Source organism: Streptomyces sp. ICC4 (assembly GCF_003287915.1).
GTDB lineage: Bacteria > Actinomycetota > Actinomycetes > Streptomycetales > Streptomycetaceae > Streptomyces > Streptomyces tritrimontium.
Map to the genome: position 1 here is coordinate 3,817,202 of NZ_CP030286.1, position 21,658 is coordinate 3,838,859.

A 21,658-nucleotide genomic window follows, 5' to 3' on the forward strand; every position below is an offset into this window, starting at 1 on the left:
CCACCATGCCGCCCGCCGCGACGACCGTCCCGGAGCTCCTCGACGCGCGGGCCACCGAACACCCGGACCACGTGGCGCTGCAGGTCGTCGGCGGCGGTGAACTCAGCTACCGCCGGTGGCGCGAGGAGGCGCTGCGCGCTGCCGTCGGGCTGGCCGCCGCCGGGGTCGAGCCGGGCGACCGGGTGGTGCTGCGGTTCTCCAACGCGCGCTGGGAGCGGTACGCCGTCGCCTTCCTCGCCGTCCAGTACGCGGGCGGGGTGCCCGTACCGGTCCGCGAGGACCTGTCCGAGACCGATGTCGCCGCCCTGGCCGTGCTGGCCGAAGCCGGCACGGTCCTGCGGGACGGTGAACTCCGCACCGTCCAGGGCCTGGTGGACCTGTGCCTGGACGCCCTGCTGGCGGCGCACCCCGAGCCGCCGGCCGGCCCGCCGCACCGGGTCGGCCCGGCCGACCCGGCCCAGGTGATCGGCACCTCGGGCACCACCGGCGCGCCCAAGGGCGTGCTCGCCGCGCACGGAAACCTGACCGCCGGCCTGGCCGCCCACCCCCGCCGCCGCGCCTACGCGCACTCGCGGCACGCCCTGCACGCCTTCCCGATCGGGACCAACGCGGGCCAGGTGATGCTGCTGGGCGCACTGACCGCCGCGCCCACCACGCTCAGCCTGCCGCGCTTCGACGCGGACCAGTTCGGCATCGCGGTCGAGAAGTTCGGGATCGGCACCGCCTTCCTGGTGCCCTCGATGGCGATCGAACTGGTCAACGCGGGCACCGCCGGGCGGTACGACCTGAGCAGTCTGCGCCTGGTCAACTCATCCGCCGCCGCACTGCCCGTACCGGTGGCGGCCTCGCTGGCCGCGGCGCTGCCGGGCGCGACGCTGGTCAACACCTACACCTCCGCCGAGGCCTCGCCCGCGCAGATCTCCACCGTGGTCGACACCCGCCGCCCGGGCTCGCTGGGCCGCCCGGCGGACCCCCGTGACGTACGGATCCTCGACGCGGAGGGGCTCCCGCTGCCCGCCGGGCAGGTCGGCGAGGTCTGGTTGCGCCAGCCCGGACCGGCGCGCGGCTACCTGGGCGCCGCCGGGGAGAGCGCCCGGGTGTTCCGGGACGGCTGGGTGCGGATGGGCGATGTCGGACGCCTCGACGCGGACGGCCACCTGTACCTGGTCGACCGGGAGAGCGACGTCATCAAGAGCGGTGCGCTGAAGGTCTCCACGCTGCGGATCGAGGAGGCGCTGCACGAGCACCCCGCGGTCGCCGACGCCGCCGCGCTCGGCCTGCCGCACCCCGTGATGGGCGCCGTCCCGGTGGCGGTCGTGGTGGCCGGACCCGGCGGTCTGGATCTGGACGAGCTCCGGCTGTTCCTGAGCGCCCGGTTGAGCCGGCCCGAACTGCCGGTCCGGATCCTGCTCGCCGGCGACCTGCCCAGGAACCCGAGCGGCAAGGTGGTCAAGCACCGGCTCCGCCCGCTGTTCGACGCGCCCGCGGAGTCCGACGGTCCCGCGGTCGCCCCGGCCACGCCGACGGAACTGCGGTTGGCCGGACTCTGGCGGCGCCTGCTCGGCCGGCCGGTCACCGACGTGGCCGCCGAGTTCTTCGCGCTCGGCGGCGACTCCTTCCGGGCGGTCCAGCTCGCCACGGGCATCAGCGGCGAGTTCGGGGTCCGGGCGAGCACCGCCGTGGTCTTCGAACGGCCCTCGCTGCGCTCCCAGGCCGCTTGGGTCGACCACCCCGACCGGCGGCGGGCTGCCGCGGACGGAACGCCTGCCGCACCGGAGACGGTGACGCCCTACCTGACCGCGCTCCGCGCGCAGCCGCACGCCGTCGCACTCACCTCGCAGCAGGAGAACTTCTTCCGCTGGATGGCCGAGGCCCCCGGGCGGGACGCCGGCGCGGTGACGGCGCTGTTCCGGGTGGCCGACCGGCTGGAACCGGAGACCCTGGGCCTGGCGCTCACCGAGGTGGTCCGGCGCCATCCGGCGCTGCGGACCCGGTTCGAGGCGGCGGGAGAGGGGGTCGTACGGGCGGTGCTGGACGAGGAGCCCCGGGTGCGGATCACGCTGACCCGGGCCCCGGGGGCCACGGACGCGGAGGTGGACGCCCTGCTGCTGGCCGAACGCGACCGCCTCACCGACCTCGCCCGTGACCCGATGGCGCGCCTCCTGGTGGTCAGCCGGTCGGAGACCGACCACGTGGTGCTGGTCGCGGTGCACCACATGGTCTCCGACGGCTGGTCGGTCGGCGTGCTGCTGGCCGACCTCGGGGTGTTCTACTCCGCGCTGCGCCGGGGCCGGTCGGCCCCGCCGGCCCGCTCGGGCCCGGGCTACCAGGAGTTGGTGGACTGGGCGAACGCGCACTGGCCGGCCTCCCGGGCCCACTTCGGGACCGCGCTGGCCGGGGCGCCGGAGGCCGTCGAGCAGTTCGCCGGCCGCCGCACGGTGGACGAAGTACTCACCCAGGCCCACGAGTTCGAGGTGCCTCCAGCGCTGGCCGAAGCCCTGCGGGCCCGGGCGGCCGAGCTGGGCGCCACCCCCTTCCTGGCCGTCACGGCGGCCTGGACCGGACTGCTGGCGAGCCGCAGCGGCCGTCCCGACCTGGTGGTGATGACCCCGGTGCCCGGCCGACCGCGCCCGGACGCCGAGCGCACGGTGGGCTGCTTCGTCCAGTCGCTGCTGCTGCGGGTGGACGCGAGCGGGGGACCCGGTTTCGCCGAGCTGGTGGACCGGCTGCGGGCGGTCTACAGCGAGGCCCTGGACCACCAGCTGTACCCGTTCGCCGAGTTCAGCCCGTCCGTGCCGTTCGCGGCCTGGCTCCGCTACGAGGCGTGGGCCGCGCCCGCGCAACTGCCCGGCCTGGCCTGCGAGCCCTGGGAGCTGCCGCGCGGGAGCACCGTGCCCTGGCCACTGCCGGGCGGCGACCGCGGCGTGCCCGAGCTGACCGTGGTCGAACAGCCGGACGGCGCCCTGCGGTGCTGGCTGCAGTACAACGCGCTGGCCTTCGACCTTCCCGTCATCACCGAACTGGCCGAGGAGTTCACCGCCGCCCTGACCACAGCCTGCGGCTGACGGGGGACGTACTCGACCTCGGGCGAGCCGCCGCTCGCCCCGCGCTTTCGGCGCCTCCGGCGGGAGCTGCGGAGCAGGGGTGGCCGCGACGCCGTCACGCCCGGGGCGGCGCCTCCCCCAGTACGAGCGCGGCGGCGCCGGCCCACGTGACGCGGGCGGCGAGCCGGCCGCGCGCGGCGGCGATGCGGGTGAAGGCGGCTTCCCGGTCGACCAAGCACTTCTCGATCCGTGCGGCCCACACCGCGGCGTCCTCGTCGTCCTTCCCGGTCATCGGAACGATCAGGTGGTCGGCGTCGTCGCCCAGGTGCTCGCGCAGCAGCTGGGCCAGTCCGCTGTTCGCGCTCACCAGAATCGGTACGCCGCGGATGATCGCCTCCCGGCCCACCAGCCCGAACCCCTCGGAGCGTGAGGGCATCACGACCACGCTCGCCCGCATCATGTCGGCCTCCAGACGGCCGGGCTCGCTCGAGTAGGCACGCACGACCACCGGGAGGCCCGGGTTGCCCGACCACGTGCGGATGGTGTCCTGCTGGACGTCGGCCGTCGTGCGCGGTGCGCCGCGCACGACGAGTTCGATCGGCTCGGCCGATGCCTTGGTGCGCAGGTCGTGCACCAAGCCGCAGGCACGAGCCGCCAGGTCGACTCCCTTGAGCCGGGCGTCGTCGGTCCGGCCGAGCAGCAGCACCTTGTGCGGACTGCCGGGAGGCGGGGTACGCACGGTCGGCAGGGTCGAACCCGGGAGGTCGAAGCCCGGGTCGAGCCTCAAGGGCTCCGGCGCTTCGGTGTCGCAGAGTTCGTTGCGGAACCGGGCGTGCAGACGGGGGCCCACCGCGACGACGCGGTGGGCGGAAGCGCCCAACCGGCGTTCGATCTCGGTGCGCTCCTCCGCTCGATCCGCCTTGTCCGTGGTGTCGTCGAGCTTGTGCCATTCGATCTCGTCCGGTGCCATGTGGACGAAGTGCAGCCGCCGGGCCCCCGGGAAGAAGTCCTCATGCAGGTGGGCTGCGGCCGGACCGGTGATGCGCGCGTGCCCGATGATCAGGTCGGGCTCCACCCCGGGCGGGAGTGCGGGGCGGCGGGTGAGCCTGCCGTACTCGGGCGCGCCCGGGGCACCCGGGTGACACAGGAGCGCGACGCCCTTCGTCGCCGCGTCGGCGACCTCGGAGTCCTCGGCGCCGAGGACGACGCAGAAGACCCTGGCGCCCGCGGCGGCGAGGGCCACGCAGAGATGGCGGTTGAGGGTGCTCAGGCCGCCGTGGGCGGAGAACCACTCCGTCGCGACGACCAGGACGTTCGGCTGGGCGGACAGGAGGTGCGAGGCAGCCTGATCGGCCGCCTCCGTGCGAGCGTCCGGGCCGGACGGAGCGGAGGGGCTCCTGTCTCCCGGCGGCCGGGCGGGGCCGATGGCCGCGCTGTCGGCGAGGGCACGGAGCAGTGGCTCCGGGGCGGCGTGGCGCAGGTAGCCGGCGTCTTGCAGCAGGTCGCCCAGTACGTGGCCGGCCGCCGCGTGCGTGGCCAGGTGCTCGTGGATGTACGGGTCCGCGGAGGCCCAGTCCCGCTCGCCGGACGCCAGGACGGGTACCCGTTCCGTGAGGGCCCTCACCATCCGGCGGTGCCGGACCTGGTCCTGCCCGGAACCTTGCAGGTGCTCGGCAAGCAACTGGTGGAAGAGCCTGTAGACCGTGCCGGTCGGGAGCGCGGTCTCGGTGACGAGGGCGCTTCCCCGTGCGAGAAACCTGCGCAGATCGTCGTCCGTGTACCGCTCGTGCGTGAGCGCTTCCGCCATCGCGGGCCACAGCGTCATCGGCAGGCCCGGACCCTGGGCGTAGGAGAGGGGCAGCAGGAGGCGTACGACCCGCGACCGGTCGGGGCCGAAGCGGTCGAGGCAGCTCTCGAACCACCCCGGGGCGTCACGGAAGGGATCCGGCAGGTGCTGGGCCGGTGACAGCTCCGGTGGTCCGGAGTCCGCCGGGCCCGCTGCATGGACAAGGGCGTGTGCCGCCAGCTGCGCGGCGAGGAATGAGGGTCCTGCCTCGCGGGCGATGGCCTCGGCGGCGGTCGCGGCACGGGCCGGGGCCTCGCGGTACACCCGGCGACGGCCGGCGCTCTGTCGGGTCCGGTCGTCGACCAGGAGGTGGTACGCGTACGCCCGGAGGCCTTCCTCGTCCCGGAACTCCGGCGCGTCGAGGTCGATGACGTCGACGGGCGCACCGAGCTCGGCCAGTTGAGCCCGGCGGGTACCGATGATCAGCCGGACCGCCGGCAGGGAGGTCAGCGGCCGCACCAAGTCGGCGACGACCCGGCGGTACTCGTCCGGTTCGAACTCGTCCAAGGCGTCGAGCAAGACCACGACGGGATCGGTCCGCGCACCCAGCGCCCTGAGGACGCCTTCCCGGTCGGTGGTCGGCAGGTCGAGCACCGCCGACAAGTCGGCGGTGACGGTTTCGGCCGTGCTGCCGCGGCCCTGCAGCGGGATGACGGTCAGGTCCGGGGGCGGCAGCGCCTCGGGGGCGGTGCTCAGGCGGGCGGGACTGTCCGGGTCGGTGAGCGCCAGCACCCGGCCGAGCACTGCGCTCTTGCCGGAACCCGGACTTCCGGTGACCACCAGGGCCCTGCGCCCGGAGTGGGGCGACCGTAGCCATTGGGCGACCCGGGTCAACGCCTCGGTGCGTCCGAAGAAGAAGTCCCCCGGTTCCGCGGCATGCGCGACACCCCTGCTCCGCGGCTCGAAGTGGTCTTGCTGCGCCTGCCGGATCCTGACGACGCTCGCCACGTCGAGCGCGTCGCGCGGAAGCCCGGGCACGAAGGCGGGATTGGGGAAGAACGGATCCGCTCCGCCTGCCCCGGGGCCCACCAGGCCCGCCCGCTGGGGCACCTCGTGCTCGGCGAAGTACCGGTTGACCCGTTCCGTCACCTCGCGCACATCGAGAAAGCGCTGCCGCGGACCGGCCGACGGCCTGGCGAAGACGTCCTCCAACGCGTCCACCAGGACTCCGCCGTATGCGGGTTTGGCGCCCCGGGCAGAGGTCAGCACCCAGCTCGCTGTTCCTTGACGCCCGGCACGTCCCAACTCGGCGCTCCACTGCGCCACGTCGTTCACCACGGCGCCTGCGTGGCAGGTGTCGATGAGGGTGAGCGAGTGCCCCGCCAGACTGTCCGCCACCAAGCCGACGAGGTCGGCTCCGGCGAGACCCGAGTGCCGCCGGTCCGGCTCGTCGTCGGATCCGAGCAGGTAGTGCCGGCCCTCGCGCAGGACGCCGTGCCCGCTGAAGTAGGCGACCACCACGTCGTCCGGTCCCAGCATGGCCTCGCCGGCCCATTCGCTGATACCGCGCCGCAGAACCGCCGACGTGGGATCGGCCGAGATCTCCGCCAGCACCCGCTCGTATCCCATCGAGGCCAGCCGGTCGGCCAGCCGCTGGGCGTCCTCCACGGCTCCGGGCAGGTCGGGAAGATCCGATGCGTAGTTCGAGACGCCCACCACGAGCGCGTAACGGCGTCCCGAACCGACACCGACATTCCCCGTGTCGACATCGCCCACGGCCGCCCCCTCTCCCCGTCTCAACCTCGTACGCGCACCCGTTCCCCGCGCATCGACACTAGATCAGCACGCCGGCCGTCCGCCGGAGTTCGTCACGTTCACGTTGACAGAGTTCCCCTCACCGAAATCGGCGACGACTTCGGCCGACCTGCCTACGTGCTGGACGAGAGCGAGGTGCGCGGGGCGCTGCCGGACGTACCGCGCAGCCTGTTGATGGTCGCGGTCGTGAACGCTCCCGGCTCCATCCGCCGGGGGTGGAGTCCTGGCGGATGGAGCCGACGAGGATGCCAATCGCTCCAGGAACCCCTCAACTCGGCCGGCTGCCTGGCACCCTGGACTTCATGGACGCTGACGACCTGACTCCTGTCCACCTCGACGGTGTGGTGAACGGTTTGGCGGCGAACCCCGCATTGCCCGCTTCCATGGTCCGGCGCCTGTTCGCCTGGCAGGGGGATCGCGGGAGAGTGGCAGGGCGTCCAGACCTCACCGAGGACCTGATCGCCGAGATCATCGCGATCGACGACCACTGGCTCCTGCATAGCCTGGCGCTCAACGACCGGCTACCGGACCGGTTCCGCATCCTTCTGGCCGGCCATCGGGACAAATCGGTGCGGTCCGCACTCGTCATCCGCTCCGCCACCGCGCCGAGGGAGATGCTGGAGCGACTCATCGACGACCCCGATCCGCAGGTCCGCACGTACCTGGCCAACAGCCGTGGCACGCCGCCCGACCTCCGGGCCCGCCTCGTCTCCGACTCCGACCCCGCGATCCGCGCCGCGCTGGCGACGCACTGGCCACAAGCGCCGGAAGCGGTCCGCCGGATCCTGCTGACCGATCCCGAGCCGAAGGTCCGCGCCGCGGCCTGTTCGACCTACTTCGCGGACTGGCCTCATCCGATACCGCCGTCGGACCTGCTGCCGGCGCTGTTGGCGGACCCCGCGACCCGGGTGGGCGCGGTGATGCACGCCGCGCTCGGCGCGGACACCCTCCGGCAGCTCGCCGAGGATCCGAACAGCAAGGTACGTGCCGAACTCGCCGGGCATCCCGACTTGCCCCGGTCGGTGCTCGAGGCCCTTGCCGTCGATCCGGCGCTGAACGTCCGGGTGAACATCTTCGGCCGCCCCGATACGCCGGAGGACGTGCGCGCGCAGATCTGCGCCTCGGTGCACGAGCTGTCGCGTTCGATGGCCAGGCCGGGCCCTGACGCCGACGCCGAAGCGGTCCGGCAGTGGCATCGAGACGGCATGGCCGAAGAGGATCTGCGGAGGCTGGACCTGCCCTGGGTCACGGCCGATCCGCTTCCGCACATCGACTCGCCCTATGTCAGCTTCCGAGTCTCAGCGGCCGGCAGCGAGACCCTCCCCGTCCACGCGGTGGCTCAACTGCTCGACGACGAGGAGGAGACCGTCCGCCTCACCATGGCAAGCACGTCCCCCCATCTGGTCGATCCCGAGACCGCCGAGAGGATCGAGCGCGCCTACCGTTGGCGGGACAAGCACACGTTCTGGTGGGACAAGGCCGAGGTTCTCTCGTTCCCCGCAGAAACCCTGCGCCGCTTCGCCACTGACGCTCAACCCCGGCTCCGTTCCTTCGCACCCCGGGACCCCGACCTTCCCCCAGGCCTGGCCGAGAAGCTGGCCTCCGACCCCGAACCCCGGGTCCGCCACGCGGTCGCGCCCCACCGCAACCTCCCGCTCCCCTCTCTGCTGCGGTTGCTCACCGACTCCACGGCGGACGTCGCGGAAGCCGCTGCCGCCTCGCCGTTCCTTCCCGTCAAGCACATGGAGGGGCTGCTGACGAGGGCGGGCCTGTAGCACCGTTCGCTCGACAGGCCCGCGGGTCGACTTCGGCCGTCAGGTCGCGACACCCACCCAGTTACGGGATATCTGCCGATTTGGGGCTATATTCCACTTCGTCGGAGGGGTGCGGCCTCATGGCCGATGCCCATGCGCGAACGGGGCCGGGATGCGGGACGAGGAAGAAGGCGAAGCACCGGGCCCTCCGCTGCGCGAGCCGTCCCTGCTCGACTCGATCGTGCCCCTGGTGGTGCTGGCCGTACTGGTCGCCGGGTCCCTGGCCCTCTTCGGGCTCGACGCGCTGGACGGGCCGATCCAGGTGGCCCTGGTGCTGTGTGCGATGGCTGCGGCGCTGGTGGCGATGAAGAACGGCCACCCGTGGAGTGCGGTGCAGCAGGCGGGCCAGCGCGCCCTTTCGTCGATCACCAGCGCGGTGTTCATCCTCCTGGCGGTGGGCGCCCTGATCGGGGTGTGGAACCTTTCCGGGACCATCCCGACCTTGGTGTACTACGGCATCCAGGTGCTCTCACCGAGTTGGTACTACGCGGCCACGGCCGTCATCTGCGGCGTCATCGCCATGAGCATCGGGAGTTCCTGGACGACCGCGGGCACGATCGGTGTGGGATTGGTCGGGGTCGCGGACATGATCGGCGTGTCCACGGCGATCACAGCCGGTGCGGTGATCTCGGGCGCGTACCTCGGAGACAAGCTCTCCCCCCTGTCGGAGACGACGGTGCTGACCGCCCAGATGGTGAAGGTCGACGTCCACGAGCACATCAAACGCCAGGCGTGGACGTCACTGCCCGCGTTCGTCATCGCCTTCGCGGTCTTCCTGGTGATCGGCCTGGTCAAGGGTGCCGACGTGGTCAACCCGGTCGGAGAGGACATCGAGCTCGCCCGCCTCGGCGACATCTACCACATCACTCCCTTGAACCTTCTCCCTCTCGCCCTCCTGGCCTTCCTGTCGGTCAGGAAGGTGCCGGCCTCGCTCGCCCTCATCGGCGCGGCCCTCTTCGCGGGCGTGCTCGGCGCGTTCCTGCAGCCCTCCGTGATGCGGGACTTCGTCGCCGGGTCCGGAAACGTCGTGTTCGAGTCGCTGAAGGGCATCTGGCTCGCCATGGCGAACGGATTCTCCATCCAGTCCGGCATCCCGCTGATCGACCAGCTGCTCTCACGTGGCGGCATGGACAGCATGCTCCTCACCCTCTGGCTGATCATCGGTGCGGTCACCTTCGGTGCCGTGCTGGAGGAGTTCGGCCTCATCGCCCGGCTCGTGAACCCACTGATCCGCTCGGCGAAGAGCACCGGCCGACTGTTCCTCACCGTGTTCGCCTGCGCCTTCGGCCTGAACGTCGTCGCCGGTGACCAGTACATCGCCCTCGTTCTGCCCTCGCGGGTGTTCCGTCTGGAGTTCGAGAAGCGCGGGCTCGCACCGACGAACCTGTCCCGTCTCTGCGCCGACAGCGGCACGGTCACCTCCGCGCTCGTCCCGTGGAACTCCTGCGGCGCGTTCATGGGAGCGGTGCTCGGCGTCCCCACCCTGACTTACGCCCCGTTCGCCATCTTCAACTACGCCAGCCCGGCCCTGAGCGTCCTCTACGGCATCACCGGGTTCAAGATCGAGAAAATCGCACCGCCCGAGGCCGGGTCGGTGACCGGCTCCGAGGGCGGGTCCGGGTCCGGGGCCTCCATCGGCCCGTAGCCGACAGCCCGCGGCAGCCCCCACCACCGAGAGTCGTAGACGAAGGAAGCCATGAGCAACGCCGAGACCAACGACGCGGCGGCGACCACCGCGGGCAAGCCGGCCGTCAAGTTGACGCTGCTGACACTGACCGCGATGGTGGTCGGCTCGATGGTCGGCGCCGGGGTGTTCTCCCTACCGCGCCGCTTCGCCCAGGAGACGGGGGTTGCGGGCGCCCTGATCGCCTGGGCGATCGCCGGTACGGGCATGCTGATGCTCGCGTTCGTGTTCCAGACCCTCGCGGTGCGCAGGCCCGACCTCGACGCGGGCGTGTACGCCTACGCCAAGGCCGGATTCGGGGAGTACCTCGGGTTCTTCTCCGCCTTCGGCTACTGGGCGAGCGCGTGCGTCGGCAACGTCACCTACTGGGTGCTCATCATGTCGACGATCGGCGCGATCTGGCCCGCGCTCGGCGACGGGGACACCCTGCTCGCCGTCATCCTCTCCTCGGTCGGCTTGTGGGCGTTCTTCCTGCTGATCCGCCGCGGAGTCAAAGAGGCGGCCGCGATCAACAAGATCGTGACCGTGGCGAAGGTCGTGCCCATCCTCGTCTTCGTCGCCCTCGCGCTGTTCTGCCTCGACACGGACGTCTTCGCAGCCAACTGGGGCGGCGCCGACTACGCCGGCTCACTGTTCAACCAGGTCCGCGGGACGATGCTGGCCACCGTCTTCGTCTTCCTCGGTGTCGAGGGGGCGAGCGTCTACTCCCGGCACGCCAAGCGGCGCGAGGACGTCGGGCGCGCCACCGTCCTGGGATTCCTCAGCGTCTTCGCCGTCTTCGCCTCGGTCACCATCGTGTCCTACGGGATCATGCCGATGGCCGAGATCGCCGAGCTGCGCCAGCCCTCCATGGCCGGTGTCCTGGAGCACGCGGTCGGCACCTGGGGCAAGGTCTTCGTCAGCGTCGGCCTGATCGTCTCCGTCCTCGGCGCCTATCTGGCCTGGACGCTCATGGCCGCGGAAGTGCTCTTCGTCGCCGCGAAGGACAAGGACATGCCCCGGTTCCTGGGGCGGGCCACCTCCGAGGACGTGCCGGTTCCCGCACTGCTGATGACCACGTCCCTGAGCCAGGTCGTCCTGGTCGTCACGATGTTCTCCGCGGACGCGTTCAACTTCGCGCTCGACCTGACCAGCGCGCTGAGCCTGATCCCCTTCCTGCTCGCCGCGGCCTTCGCCGTGAAGGTCGCCCTCGGGCCGGGCCGCGAGGAGACCGTCGGGCGGAGCACGCGCGGGGAACTGGTGATCGCGGTGGTCGCCACGCTGTACACGGCGTTCCTGCTCTTCGCCGCCGGGCTCAAGTTGGTCCTGGTCTCCTTCATCCTCTACGCCCCGGCGACGTTCCTGTTCGTCAAGGCGCGGCGGGAGCAGAACCGGCGTCTGTTCTCCCCCGGCGAGGCCGTCATCTGTGCCGTCTCCATCGCCGGCGCTCTTGTGGGAGTGCTCGCTCTGGCCGTGGGCTGGATCGAGCTGTGATCCGCACCTGAACCCGGTCCCCGATCGGGTTGCCTGATCCCCGGTCAGGTTGCCTGATCCCCGGTCAGGTTGCCTGATCCCCGGTCCATCCAACGAAAGGCGCAACGCGTTGAGCACCGACAGCACCCCCCGACCCGCCTTCGGCGTCCACTCCGAGGTCGGCAGGCTCCGCAAGGTCCTGGTCTGCGCACCCGGGCTCGCGCACCGCCGTTTGACCCCCACCAATGCGGACGACCTGCTCTTCGACGACGTCATGTGGGTGGAGAACGCCCAGCGCGATCACGCGGACTTCGTCAACAAGCTCACCCAGCGCGGAGTCGAGGTCGTCGAGCTGCACGGCCTGCTCGCCGAGACCATGGCCCTTGCCGAGGCCAGGACCTGGCTCCTCGACCGGAAGATCACCGCCAACGAGGTCGGCCTCGGCCTCCTCGACGACACCAGGGCCTTCTTGGAGACCCTCACCCCGCGCGAGCTGGCCGACTTCCTGATCGGTGGGCTGTCGACCGCCGACCTGCCGGACGACTTCCGGTCCGGCTACGTGGCGCTCGCGCGCGAGGCGACCGGTGCGCGGGAGTACCTGATGCCGCCCCTCCCCAACACCCTCTACACCCGCGACACCACCTGCTGGCTCTACGGCGGCGTCACGTTGAACCCGCTGTACTGGCCCGCCCGGCACGACGAAACCCTCCTGATGAAGGCGATCTACACCTTCCACCCCGACTTCAAGGCCTCCACCGTATGGTGGGGCGATCCCGAACAGAACTGGGGACAGGCCACGTTCGAGGGCGGCGACATCATGCCGGTCGGCAACGGCGTCGTGCTGATGGGCATGAGCGAACGCACCTCCCGCCAGGCCATCACTCAAGTCGCCGCCTCCCTGTTCAAGAACGGCGCCGCCCAGCACGTCATCGTCGCGGGCATGCCCAAGCTGCGCGCCGCCATGCACCTCGACACCGTCTTCACGTTCGCCGACCGCGACATCGTCACCCTCTATCCCAAGATCATGGACGCGGTGCACACCTTCTCCCTGCGCCCCAGCGACAAACCCGTGGGCGTAGAGATCACGGACGAGGGATCGAGCCCGTTCGTCGACGTCGTGGCCAAGGGCCTCGGGCTCCCCCGGCTGACGGTCATCGAGACCGGCGGGGACGTGTACGCCTCCGAGCGCCAGCAGTGGGACAGCGGCAACAACGCGGTCGCCCTGGAGCCCGGCGTGGTCTTCACGTACGACCGCAACACGCAGACGAACACGCTGCTGCGCAAGGCCGGTGTCGAGGTCATCACCATCGTCGGTGCCGAACTCGGGCGCGGGCGCGGTGGCGGACACTGCATGACCTGCCCGCTCATCCGCGACGCCGTCTCCTTCTGACGGGCCGGGCACCGTCGCACCGTCGCGGCGCAGCCCGTCGGATCCGCCCGACCGCAGGTCCCACGTGAGCGGACGCGACGGGAAGGCCGGGTCCGGGTGGGTCAGGCAGTCGGGCGCGCGTCCGCTTCTCGGTGCATACCCGTGCACAGGGCCCAGATGATGAAGATGTTGACGGCGATGAGCACAAGGGCCCACAAGGGGTAGTACGGCAGCCACAGGAAGTTGGCGATCGCGCCCAGCCCGGCGATGGAGACACCGAAGAAGCGCGCCCACAGGGCTCCGCTGATGACGGCGCAGCCGGCGAAGACGAGGACCAGACCCAGGATGAGGTGTACCCAGCCCCAGCCCGCGAGGCTGAACTCGAACACGTAGTGCCGCGTCGCGAGGAACAGGCCGTCCTTGGCGATGGCCGCGATCCCTTCGAAGATCGCCATCGCTCCACCGAAGATCATCAAGGCTGCCGCGAAGACGGTGGTCCCGGATGTGGGCGCATGCCAGGGACTCGGGGGTGCGCTGCCTGCTCGGGGTCCGCCGGCGTCACTGGCCATTTCGATCTCCCTGGGTTGCAGAGCCGGCCTGGTATCCCCGGACCGGCTGGATCCCCTGTTTCAGCGTGCCACGGCGCCCCTCCATCGGCATTCCGGCCCATGACGTCTCCGCGCACGGCGGTGGTGGGATGCTGAAGCCCCCACGAAGACTTAGCGTGCGTTGAGGTCCTGTCGCCACACCGGGAGGCGTTCGTGTCGGAGCTGATGGTGATCGGATACGAGGACCCCGAGACGGCCCGGCGGGCCTACGCCACCGTGCAGGAGCTCCACCGGGATCACGTCGTCAGCGTGAGCGGGCTGGCGGTGGTGTCGGTGGATGTGCGGGGCGAGACCCACGTGGACACGCCGAGCCGTCTCATCGGTCCGTCGGCCGCGGCCGGGGCGGTGTGGGGCATCGTCTTCGGCGTGCTGTTCCTGCTGCCCGGCGTCGGGTTCGTTGCCGGCGCGGCGGTCGGCGGACTGCTGGGGAAGCTCGGCAAATCAGGTGTCGATGAGGAATTCCGCCGACGCGTTCAAGACCTCCTCAATCCTGGATCGGCGGCCGTGGCGATCATGGGAATGATCGTGTCGGAGGACAGGTTCTCCGAGGCCATGCGGCAGCACGGTGGCACGGTGTTGAAGACCTCGCTCGGCACTGCTGAGGAGAGTGAGCTGGCCGAGCAACTCGCCGGCTCTCAGTCATAGGTGCGATCTGCCGGGTCGCGGCAGGTGAGGACGGCATCGAGCATGAGGTGATGTCGACATCGAACGGCTGCCACGAGCTGGAGAAGGCGTCGGGCGGTGGCAATGCGGGGGCCGATGTCCCGCTGCAGAGCCGCAACGGCCGGCGTCCGCCATGGCGGCCCACTGGGCGCGGGCGGATGTGTCACGGCGCGGCGCACGATGGGGCGCCCCGCTTCCCGCCGACCGAAGCGAAGGCGGTGTCGCTCAAGGTGGCGACGCGGAGCTTGGCGCGCCGCAGCAGGCTGAAGGCCTTGGTTTCCCTGCCCCGCTCGGGGGGACTGCGGCACGTCACGCTTGTGCCCCCACCCCCCTCACCCATGCCTCCTCTGCCTGTCTCGTGGGCTCGGAGATGTGTATAAGCGCCATCGCCCCCGGTCATCCGGGGCGAGACCGTCCCCGCGAGCCCCGCGGGGACCGGCGGCTGGGCCACCTGGGGCGAAGCCCCGGCGGCCCCGCCCCCGCACCGCGGCCCGGCCAGGGCGAAGCGCCCCGTCGCCCTCCTCGCCGCCGTCGCCCTCGCCGCCGCGGTCATCGGCGGCGGCACGGCCGCCGCCGTCCAGCAGGTGCTCAACAAGACCAACGGCACCGGCACCGGCGTCAACGGCAGCACCATCTCGCAGTCGAACAGCGGCACCGTCTCCGGCGTCGCCGAGAACGTCAGCCCCTCCGTCGTCCGCATCGACACCCGCACCTCGTCCGGCCAGGGCACCGGCTCCGGCGTCGTGATCACCGCCGACGGCGAGATCGTCACCAACAACCACGTCGTCGACGGCGCCACCCAGATCCAGGTGACGATGAGCGACGGCAAGAAGTACAACGCGAAGATCGTCGGCACCGACCCGGACAAGGACCTCGCCCTCATCAAGCTCGAAGGCGCGAGCGGCCTGACCCCGGCCAAGCTCGGCGACTCCGACAAGCTCAAGGTCGGCGACGAGGTCGTCGCCATCGGCTCTCCCGACCGCCTCACCGGCACGGTCACCAGCGGCATCGTCTCCGCGCTGAACCGCGAGGTGAACGTCCCCAAGTCCGAGAAGCAGCAGTCCCCGCAGGGCGGTTACCCGTTCTCCTACGGCGGCCAGCAGTTCAACGGGGACACCGGTACGGACACCACCTCCTACAAGGCCATCCAGACCGACGCCTCCCTCAACCCCGGCAACTCCGGCGGCGCCCTCGTCAACATGAACGGCGAGATCGTGGGCATGCCCTCCGCGATCTACTCCCCCTCCAGCGACAGCGGCTCCGCCGGCAGCGTCGGCCTCGGCTTCGCCATCCCGGTCAACACCATCAAGGCCGACCTGCCCTCCCTGCGCAAGGGCGGCCCCGGCGGCACGGGCAACGGCACCGGCAACAGCGGCACCAGTGGCAACAGCGGCACCAATGGATTCGGGACCTCCTTCTAGCCCGCCCGTGCGAGCCTGGTAGGAGACCGACCACCACCCCTGGGGGACCTGAATGACCGCCGAAGGCGACCAGCAGCGCATCCTCGTCGTCGACGACGAACCGGCCGTGCGCGAGGCCCTGCGCCGCAGCCTGGCCTTCGAGGGGTACGGCACGCAGACCGCCGTCGACGGGCTCGACGCCCTCGACAAGGCGGCCTCGTACGCCCCGGACCTGATCATCCTCGACATCCAGATGCCCCGGATGGACGGTCTGACGGCGGCCCGCAGACTGCGCGCCTCCGGCAGCACCACGCCGGTCCTGATGCTGACCGCCCGCGACACCGTCGGCGACCGGGTCACCGGCCTCGACGCGGGCGCCGACGACTACCTGGTCAAGCCGTTCGAGCTGGACGAGCTCTTCGCCCGGGTCCGCGCGCTGCTGCGCCGCAGCTCCTACGCCGCCCCCGCCCCCGGGGACGGCGAGCTTGAGGACGCCCTCACCTTCGGCGACCTGCGCATGGACCTCGCCACCCGCGAGGTCACCCGCGCCGGCCGCCCGGTGGAGCTGACCCGTACCGAGTTCACCCTGCTGGAGATGTTCCTCGCGCACCCGCGCCAGGTCCTGACCCGCGAGCAGATCCTCAAGACCGTGTGGGGCTTCGACTTCGAGCCCAGCTCCAACTCCCTGGACGTCTACGTGATGTACCTGCGCCGCAAGACCGAGGCCGGCGGTGAGCCCCGCCTGGTCCACACCGTACGAGGGGTGGGCTACGTCCTGCGCGCGGGCGAGAGCGGCCCCGAATGAGCCCGGCCGCCAGATTCCGCGGGCTGCCCCTGCGCTCGCGCCTCGCCCTGCTGGTCACGGTCGCGGTGGCGGTCGCCGTCGCGGCCGTCGCCGGCGTGTCCTGGGTGATGGTCCGGGCGCAGCTGAGCGAGCAGCTGGACCGGTCCCTGATGTCCACGAACGCCGCCGTGGAGGTCAGCCGCGTCATCCGCGACAACCGCCCGTGCCCGGAGAAGGCGCCGACCAACCAGCCCGGCCAGACCACCCAGCCCGGCCAGGAGATCGCCGGGAACCTGAACGCGTCCGTGCAGATCGTGACGGCCGAGGGCATCCACTGCTGGGTGAGCGGTCCCGCGACCCTGCCGGTCACCGCGATCGACAAGGAGATCGCCGCGGGCACCCGCGACGCCACGCTCCACGACGTGACGACCGCCGACGGCGTCGAGATGCGCGTCTACACCCAGCCCGCACGGGTCACGGCCAACTCCCCGCTCTTCGGCATCTCGGTCGCCAAGCCGCTCGCCGACATCGACAAGCCCCTGTCCACCCTGGCCTGGGTCCTCGTCCTGGTCGCCGGCATCGGAGTCGTCGGCGCCGGCGCCGCCGGCCTGTGGGTGGCCCGTACGGGGCTGCGCCCGGTCGACGAACTGACCGGCGCCGTCGAGCACATCGCCCGCACCGAGGACCTGACGGTCCGCATCCCCGACGAGGGCGACGACGAGATCGCCCGGCTGTCGCGCTCCTTCAACTCGATGACCGCCGCCCTCGCCTCCTCCCAGGAGCGCCAGGCCCAGCTGATCGCGGACGCCGGGCACGAGCTGCGCACCCCGCTCACCTCGCTGCGCACCAACATCGAGCTGCTCGCGCGCAGCGAGCAGACCGGCCGGGCCATCCCGCCCGAGGACCGCAGGGAGCTGCTGGCCTCGGTCAAGGCGCAGATGACGGAACTGGCCTCGCTGATCGGCGACCTGCAGGAGCTGTCGCGGCCGGACGCGGCCGCGCCCGGCCCGCTGGGCGTGGTGGCCCTGCACGACATCGCGGGCGCGGCGCTGTCGCGGGCCCGGCTGCGCGGTCCCGAGCTGAAGTTCGTCTCCGACCTGGCGCCCTGGTACGTGCGCGGCGAGGCGGCCGCCCTGGAGCGCGCCGTCGTCAACGTCCTGGACAACGCGGTGAAGTTCAGCCCGCCGGGCGGCACGGTCGTCGTCTCGCTGCGGTCGGGCGAGCTGATCGTGCGCGACCACGGGCCGGGCATCCCGGCCGAGGACCTCCCGCACGTCTTCGAGCGGTTCTGGCGCTCCCCCTCGGCCCGCGCGCTGCCCGGCAGCGGCCTCGGCCTGTCCATCGTGGCCCGTACGGTGCTGCGCGCGGGCGGCACGGCCGAGCTGCGGGCGCCGGCCCGCGGCGGCCCGGGCACGGAGGCGGTGCTCCGCGTCCCGGGAGCCCCGACCCCGCCGCCCCCGCAGACCGAGCCGCGGACCCGGCCGCAGCCGTCAGTTGTGCCGGATCAGTGAGGCGACCAGGCCGGACCGGGTGTTGGGGAAGTCCATCGGGACGATCCCGAGCCCGGTGCGGCCGGCCAGCTCCGAGCCGTCGACGAAGGAGTGCACCTGCGGGTTCAGCCGGTCGGAGTTCCAGCGAGGCGGCAGGGCCGCGGCCGTGCTGGTGTAGTTCATGAAGAACTTCCCGGGCTGCGACACGGACCTGCGGAAGTGGTTCTCGATCTTGCCCCGTTTGGCGAAGGGCTCCGCCATGTAGTCGTCCTGGATGTCGAAGACGTTGCCGTCGCCGTAGCGCAGGCCGCCGGGCAGGCCGCCGTTGTCGGGGAGCAGCAGGACCTTCCCGCGGGCCTGTCCGAGGGTGGGCAGCGCGTCGGCGATCTTGAACAGCGGCCGCCAGCCCCGGTTGTCGAGGTAGTCGTCGAATACGGCCCGGAAGGTGGCGTTGCTGTCTTCCGAGTACTCCTGCTTGAGGCGCATCAGGACGGTCTCGGAGGGGTGCGCGGCGAGGAAGTTCCAGCAGGCGGCGAGAACGTCGCCGAACATCAGGTTCTGGTAGTACGCGCCGTGGTGGATGGCGAAGGATCCACCGGTCACCCGGCAGCGGACGTCGAGGAAGCGGATCCCGGAGTCGAGCTGCTCGGCGACGGAGGTGTTCTGGCAGGCGACATAGAGCCCGCCCCGGGTGGCGCCGGAGTCGTGGGTGCCGGGGATGGTCATCCGCTGGAGCGCGGTGGAGTCGCCGAGTCCGGACATCCAGTCCCGGGTCGACAGCGCCCGCGTGGACGCGGACGCCGGAGCGGCCCCCGCCCCCAGCGCCACGCCGGCCCCGACGGCCGCGGCCCCGGCGAGGAACCCGCGCCCCCCGCGCCCCGCGCCCCGACCCGGCCGCGCTTCCGTGCCCGTGTCCGCGTCCACGCCCGTACCCGCGTCCACGCCCGTACCCACGCCCATGCCCATGCCCGCCCCTTTGCCGACCCAGTGGTGGCGGGATTATGGCGCGCGGAGCCACGCATTACTACCCACGGGTAGATTTCAGCTTTCGAGCAACTCCGCCATCGCGCGCAGCCCTTGGGCGATCTCGTGCCCGTTCGGCGCATGCTCCGGGTCGGTCAGGACCTGCACCATGACCCCGGTCAGCAGCGCGATGTGCACCGACCCGAGGGCCCGTACGTCCTCCTCCGCGACCTCGTCCTGCGGCACCCCGCGCAGCTGCGCGGCCACCATGCGGCGGTTGTGGCGCTGCCCCTCGGCGATGATCGCGAGCAGCTCGGGCGAGGACTGCGCGTGGACGAAGGCCTCGACGGAGGCGGTCCACAGCCAGCCCGTCTCGCGGAAGTCCCGGATCTTGCGGTCCCAGGTGTCGGCGTAGCGCTCCCGGGCGGTGTCGCCCTGCCCCGCGAGCCTGCCGGAGCCGGCGGCCCACTCGTCCATGGCCGCGAACAGCGCCTGGTTGAGCAGCACCTCGCGGGACCCGAAGTGGTAGCCGATCGCGGCCATGCTCACCTTCGACGCCGTGGCGATGTCGCGCACGGTCGTGCGGAGGTACCCCGTCTCCTCCAGGCAGCGCCGGGCTCCGGCCAGCAGGTCCTCGCGATTTCCCATGCCGGGATCGTATCCGCGCCTCTGTCCGACCCCTCTTTTTGGGCAAGTGCCCTACACAACCGTATTGCGCGCTTGCCCAAATCCTGGCAGGCTGATGATCGACACACCGACCAGCACAACGACCAGCACACCGGGGAGAGCGACGCCATGCGCCACGAGCTGAAGATCGACGACCGCACCCTGTCCTACCTGGACTTCGGCGGAGCCGGCCGCCCCCTGCTCGCCCTCCACGGCGGCCTGTCCGAGGGCGCCCACTTCACCGCGCTGGCCGCCGCCCTCGGCGACGACTGGCGGGTCATCGCCCCCGACCAGCGCGGCCACGGAGACTCCGACCTGGCTTCCGAGTACAGCCGCGCGGGCTACGTCACCGACGCCGCGGCCCTGCTCGAACACCTGGACCCCGGCGGCCCGGTGCCCGTCCTCGGCTTCTCCCTCGGCGGGGTCAACGCCTACCACCTCGCCGCCGCCCGGCCCGATCTGGTCTCCGCCCTGGTCAACGTCGACGCCCCGGTGCGGAGCCCGCGCGAGGACGGCCCGTCCTTCTGGGACTTCCTGCACGGCCTGCCGTACACCGCGCCGACCCGCGAGGAGCTCATCACCGCCCTCGGCCCGTTCGGCGAGGGGGCCGGGCCGTTCCTGCGCCCGCTGCCAGGGGGGTCCCCCCGGACGGAGTCCGGGGGAGGCACCGGCTGGCGGCTGCCGTTCCACCCGCAGGCCACCCTGGCCACGGTGGCCGAGGGCGACGGCGACCGCTGGGACGTCTGGCTGGCGAGCGACTGCCCGGCGCTACTGATCCACGGCCTGCGCAGCGACGTGCTCCCGGCGGAGCAGGCCGAGGCGATGGTCTCCCGGCGTCCGGGAACCTCGTACGTCGGCCTCGACACCGAGCACTTCGTGCCCTTCCAGGACCCGGAGGGCTTCGCCGCGGCCGTCCGCGGCTTCCTCGCGGGCCTCTGACCGAGTTGCGGATTCCCGCCACCGGGCCGCGGTCATCTCACTACCCTCGGTGACAACCGAAACGAACGCCGCACGGTGTGCACTTGGGGGTGACCGCTCCATGGTCAACATCCGCAGTCTCGATCCCAGCGCCTCCCCGCTGGACTACTACGGCTCGGAACTGCGCCGCCTGCGGGAGGCCGCCGGGCTGAAACAGGGGCAGCTGGGGGACATCATCTTCTGCGCGGGCTCGCTCATCGGCCAGATCGAGACGGCGCGGAAGGTCCCGACCCGGGACTTCTCGGAACGCCTCGACGCGGCACTGAACACGGGCGGGTTGTTCTCCCGCCTGGTGGGACTGGTCCTGCGCAGTCAGCTGCCGACGTGGTTCCAGCCGTACGCCGAGATGGAGGCGAAGGCAGAGTACATCTCCACGTACCAGTGTCAGTTGGTGTACGGGCTTCTCCAGACGGAGGCGTACGCGCGGGCGGTCATCGGCGTCGAACAACCAGACACAGTCGATGCGCCGGTGGCTGCTCGAATCGACCGGCAGCGCATCCTGTCTCGCGGGACTCCTCCGGTGCTGTGGGTGGTGCTGGACGAGGCCGCCCTGCACCGTGAAATCGGTGGCCATGCGGTCATGCGGAACCAGCTCGCGCACCTGTTGGACCTCCGCGACCGGCAGTGGGTGAACATCCAGGTGCTGCCTTTCGCCGCTGGTCAGCACGCGGGAATGATGGGTTCATTCACCGTCCTGCGGTTCGAGAACGACCCGGACCTTCACTACAGCGAGAGCTACGACTCCGGGCATATGACCGCCAATCCTCAAGTAATCAGGGAGCGTTCCGTCGGATACGCTCGCCTCCAGGCCGAGGCCCTCTCCCCTGGGAAATCGGCCGCGCTGATCGCCCGCGTAATGGAGGAACGCTATGGACACCATCCAGAACCTGACGGGCGCGCGGTGGCGTAAGTCCTCGTACAGCGGCAGCAACGGCGGCGAATGCGTCGAGTGCGCCCCCCTCGGCACCGCCGCCTGGCGCAAGGCTTCGTACAGCGGCAGCAATGGCGGCGACTGCGTAGAGATCGCCGCCCAGCCCTGCCGGATCGCCGTCCGGGACTCCAAGAACCCCGGCGGGCCCGCCTTCACCGTCGGCCCGGCCGCCTTCACGGCGTTCGTGCGCGCGCTCTGAGACATGCCGAAG

At 71.5% G+C, this 21,658-nt stretch carries 16 protein-coding genes; 12 read left to right on the forward strand and 4 right to left on the reverse strand.

The features are described from left to right. Positions 1 to 5: 5 nt before the first annotated feature. On the forward strand, positions 6 to 3,065 hold the full coding sequence (locus tag DRB89_RS17700; protein ID WP_112463336.1) for a class I adenylate-forming enzyme family protein: 3,060 nt from the start codon (positions 6 to 8) through the stop codon (positions 3,063 to 3,065). A 94-nt stretch (positions 3,066 to 3,159) separates the two neighbouring features. On the opposite strand, the gene DRB89_RS17705 is transcribed toward DRB89_RS17700, so the two are convergent. Beyond that, positions 3,160 to 6,606 (reverse strand): caspase family protein, encoded by a 3,447-nt coding sequence (locus tag DRB89_RS17705; protein ID WP_162688623.1) that lies wholly within the window; start codon positions 6,604 to 6,606, stop codon positions 3,160 to 3,162. 269 nt (positions 6,607 to 6,875) lie between these two features. Between DRB89_RS17705 and DRB89_RS17710 the strand changes: the two genes are divergently transcribed. The 4 genes from DRB89_RS17710 (at position 6,876) to DRB89_RS17725 (ending at position 12,985) form a co-directional block, all read left to right on the forward strand. Next, positions 6,876 to 8,420 carry a HEAT repeat domain-containing protein gene (locus DRB89_RS17710; protein WP_239516203.1) on the forward strand — a complete coding sequence of 515 codons (1,545 nt, stop codon included), beginning with the start codon at positions 6,876 to 6,878 and terminating at the stop codon, positions 8,418 to 8,420. Positions 8,421 to 8,571: 151 nt separating this feature from the next. Beyond that, complete coding sequence (gene nhaC / locus DRB89_RS17715) at positions 8,572 to 10,104, forward strand: Na+/H+ antiporter NhaC (protein WP_112451097.1); 1,533 nt, start codon at positions 8,572 to 8,574, stop codon at positions 10,102 to 10,104. Between the two features lie 51 nt (positions 10,105 to 10,155). Continuing rightward, positions 10,156 to 11,616: a basic amino acid/polyamine antiporter gene (locus tag DRB89_RS17720; protein ID WP_112451096.1), complete on the forward strand. Its 1,461-nt coding sequence runs from the start codon at positions 10,156 to 10,158 to the stop codon at positions 11,614 to 11,616. A 109-nt stretch (positions 11,617 to 11,725) separates the two neighbouring features. Beyond that, positions 11,726 to 12,985, forward strand: coding sequence for an arginine deiminase (locus DRB89_RS17725; protein ID WP_112451095.1), 1,260 nt, complete (start codon positions 11,726 to 11,728; stop codon positions 12,983 to 12,985). Between the two features lie 101 nt (positions 12,986 to 13,086). Here the strand turns inward: DRB89_RS17725 and DRB89_RS17730 are convergent, their stop codons facing one another. Then, complete coding sequence (locus DRB89_RS17730) at positions 13,087 to 13,437, reverse strand: hypothetical protein (protein ID WP_239516204.1); 351 nt, start codon at positions 13,435 to 13,437, stop codon at positions 13,087 to 13,089. Positions 13,438 to 13,725: 288 nt separating this feature from the next. Between DRB89_RS17730 and DRB89_RS17735 the strand changes: the two genes are divergently transcribed. The 4 genes from DRB89_RS17735 to DRB89_RS17750 all read left to right on the forward strand — a co-directional run bounded on the left by DRB89_RS17735 (position 13,726) and on the right by DRB89_RS17750 (position 17,930). After that, the gene (locus DRB89_RS17735) at positions 13,726 to 14,217 is read left to right on the forward strand and encodes a DUF1269 domain-containing protein (RefSeq protein WP_112451093.1); all 492 of its coding nucleotides are present in this window, start codon (positions 13,726 to 13,728) and stop codon (positions 14,215 to 14,217) included. Positions 14,218 to 14,633: 416 nt separating this feature from the next. Then, on the forward strand, positions 14,634 to 15,656 hold the full coding sequence (locus DRB89_RS17740; RefSeq protein WP_112463337.1) for a trypsin-like peptidase domain-containing protein: 1,023 nt from the start codon (positions 14,634 to 14,636) through the stop codon (positions 15,654 to 15,656). Positions 15,657 to 15,708: 52 nt separating this feature from the next. Beyond that, positions 15,709 to 16,440 carry a response regulator transcription factor gene (locus tag DRB89_RS17745; RefSeq protein ID WP_112449319.1) on the forward strand — a complete coding sequence of 244 codons (732 nt, stop codon included), beginning with the start codon at positions 15,709 to 15,711 and terminating at the stop codon, positions 16,438 to 16,440. Next, on the forward strand, positions 16,437 to 17,930 hold the full coding sequence (locus DRB89_RS17750; protein ID WP_112449318.1) for a HAMP domain-containing sensor histidine kinase: 1,494 nt from the start codon (positions 16,437 to 16,439) through the stop codon (positions 17,928 to 17,930). The genes DRB89_RS17745 and DRB89_RS17750 overlap by 4 nt, the downstream gene beginning before the upstream one ends. Here the strand turns inward: DRB89_RS17750 and DRB89_RS17755 are convergent. Both DRB89_RS17755 and DRB89_RS17760 read right to left on the reverse strand, forming a co-directional pair. Then, positions 17,910 to 18,875 carry a phosphatidylinositol-specific phospholipase C gene (locus DRB89_RS17755; RefSeq protein ID WP_239516205.1) on the reverse strand — a complete coding sequence of 322 codons (966 nt, stop codon included), beginning with the start codon at positions 18,873 to 18,875 and terminating at the stop codon, positions 17,910 to 17,912. The two genes, DRB89_RS17750 and DRB89_RS17755, sit on opposite strands and share 21 nt — an antisense overlap. Positions 18,876 to 18,950: 75 nt before the next feature. After that, complete coding sequence (locus DRB89_RS17760) at positions 18,951 to 19,520, reverse strand: TetR/AcrR family transcriptional regulator (protein WP_112449317.1); 570 nt, start codon at positions 19,518 to 19,520, stop codon at positions 18,951 to 18,953. Positions 19,521 to 19,592: 72 nt separating this feature from the next. Between DRB89_RS17760 and DRB89_RS17765 the strand changes: the two genes are divergently transcribed. The 3 genes from DRB89_RS17765 to DRB89_RS17775 all read left to right on the forward strand — a co-directional run bounded on the left by DRB89_RS17765 (position 19,593) and on the right by DRB89_RS17775 (position 21,646). Continuing rightward, positions 19,593 to 20,477 carry an alpha/beta hydrolase gene (locus DRB89_RS17765; RefSeq protein ID WP_343234531.1) on the forward strand — a complete coding sequence of 295 codons (885 nt, stop codon included), beginning with the start codon at positions 19,593 to 19,595 and terminating at the stop codon, positions 20,475 to 20,477. Between the two features lie 100 nt (positions 20,478 to 20,577). Next, positions 20,578 to 21,426, forward strand: a complete 849-nt coding sequence (locus DRB89_RS17770; RefSeq protein ID WP_112449315.1) for a helix-turn-helix transcriptional regulator — start codon at positions 20,578 to 20,580, stop codon at positions 21,424 to 21,426. Next, on the forward strand, positions 21,386 to 21,646 hold the full coding sequence (locus tag DRB89_RS17775; RefSeq protein ID WP_112449314.1) for a DUF397 domain-containing protein: 261 nt from the start codon (positions 21,386 to 21,388) through the stop codon (positions 21,644 to 21,646). Before DRB89_RS17770 ends, DRB89_RS17775 begins: the two co-directional genes overlap by 41 nt. Positions 21,647 to 21,658 lie beyond the last annotated feature (12 nt).

Coding starts and splice junctions, on each gene's coding strand:
- DRB89_RS17700 (WP_112463336.1), top strand. CDS start 6: ATGCCGCCCGCCGCGACGACCGTCCCGGAGCTCCTCGACGCGCGGGCC.
- DRB89_RS17710 (WP_239516203.1), top strand. CDS start 6,876: ATGGAGCCGACGAGGATGCCAATCGCTCCAGGAACCCCTCAACTCGGC.
- nhaC (WP_112451097.1), top strand. CDS start 8,572: ATGCGGGACGAGGAAGAAGGCGAAGCACCGGGCCCTCCGCTGCGCGAG.
- DRB89_RS17720 (WP_112451096.1), top strand. CDS start 10,156: ATGAGCAACGCCGAGACCAACGACGCGGCGGCGACCACCGCGGGCAAG.
- DRB89_RS17730 (WP_239516204.1), bottom strand. CDS start 13,437: ATGATCTTCGGTGGAGCGATGGCGATCTTCGAAGGGATCGCGGCCATC.
- DRB89_RS17745 (WP_112449319.1), top strand. CDS start 15,709: ATGACCGCCGAAGGCGACCAGCAGCGCATCCTCGTCGTCGACGACGAA.
- DRB89_RS17750 (WP_112449318.1), top strand. CDS start 16,437: ATGAGCCCGGCCGCCAGATTCCGCGGGCTGCCCCTGCGCTCGCGCCTC.
- DRB89_RS17755 (WP_239516205.1), bottom strand. CDS start 18,875: ATGGGCATGGGCGTGGGTACGGGCGTGGACGCGGGTACGGGCGTGGAC.
- DRB89_RS17760 (WP_112449317.1), bottom strand. CDS start 19,520: ATGGGAAATCGCGAGGACCTGCTGGCCGGAGCCCGGCGCTGCCTGGAG.
- DRB89_RS17770 (WP_112449315.1), top strand. CDS start 20,578: ATGGTCAACATCCGCAGTCTCGATCCCAGCGCCTCCCCGCTGGACTAC.
- DRB89_RS17775 (WP_112449314.1), top strand. CDS start 21,386: ATGGACACCATCCAGAACCTGACGGGCGCGCGGTGGCGTAAGTCCTCG.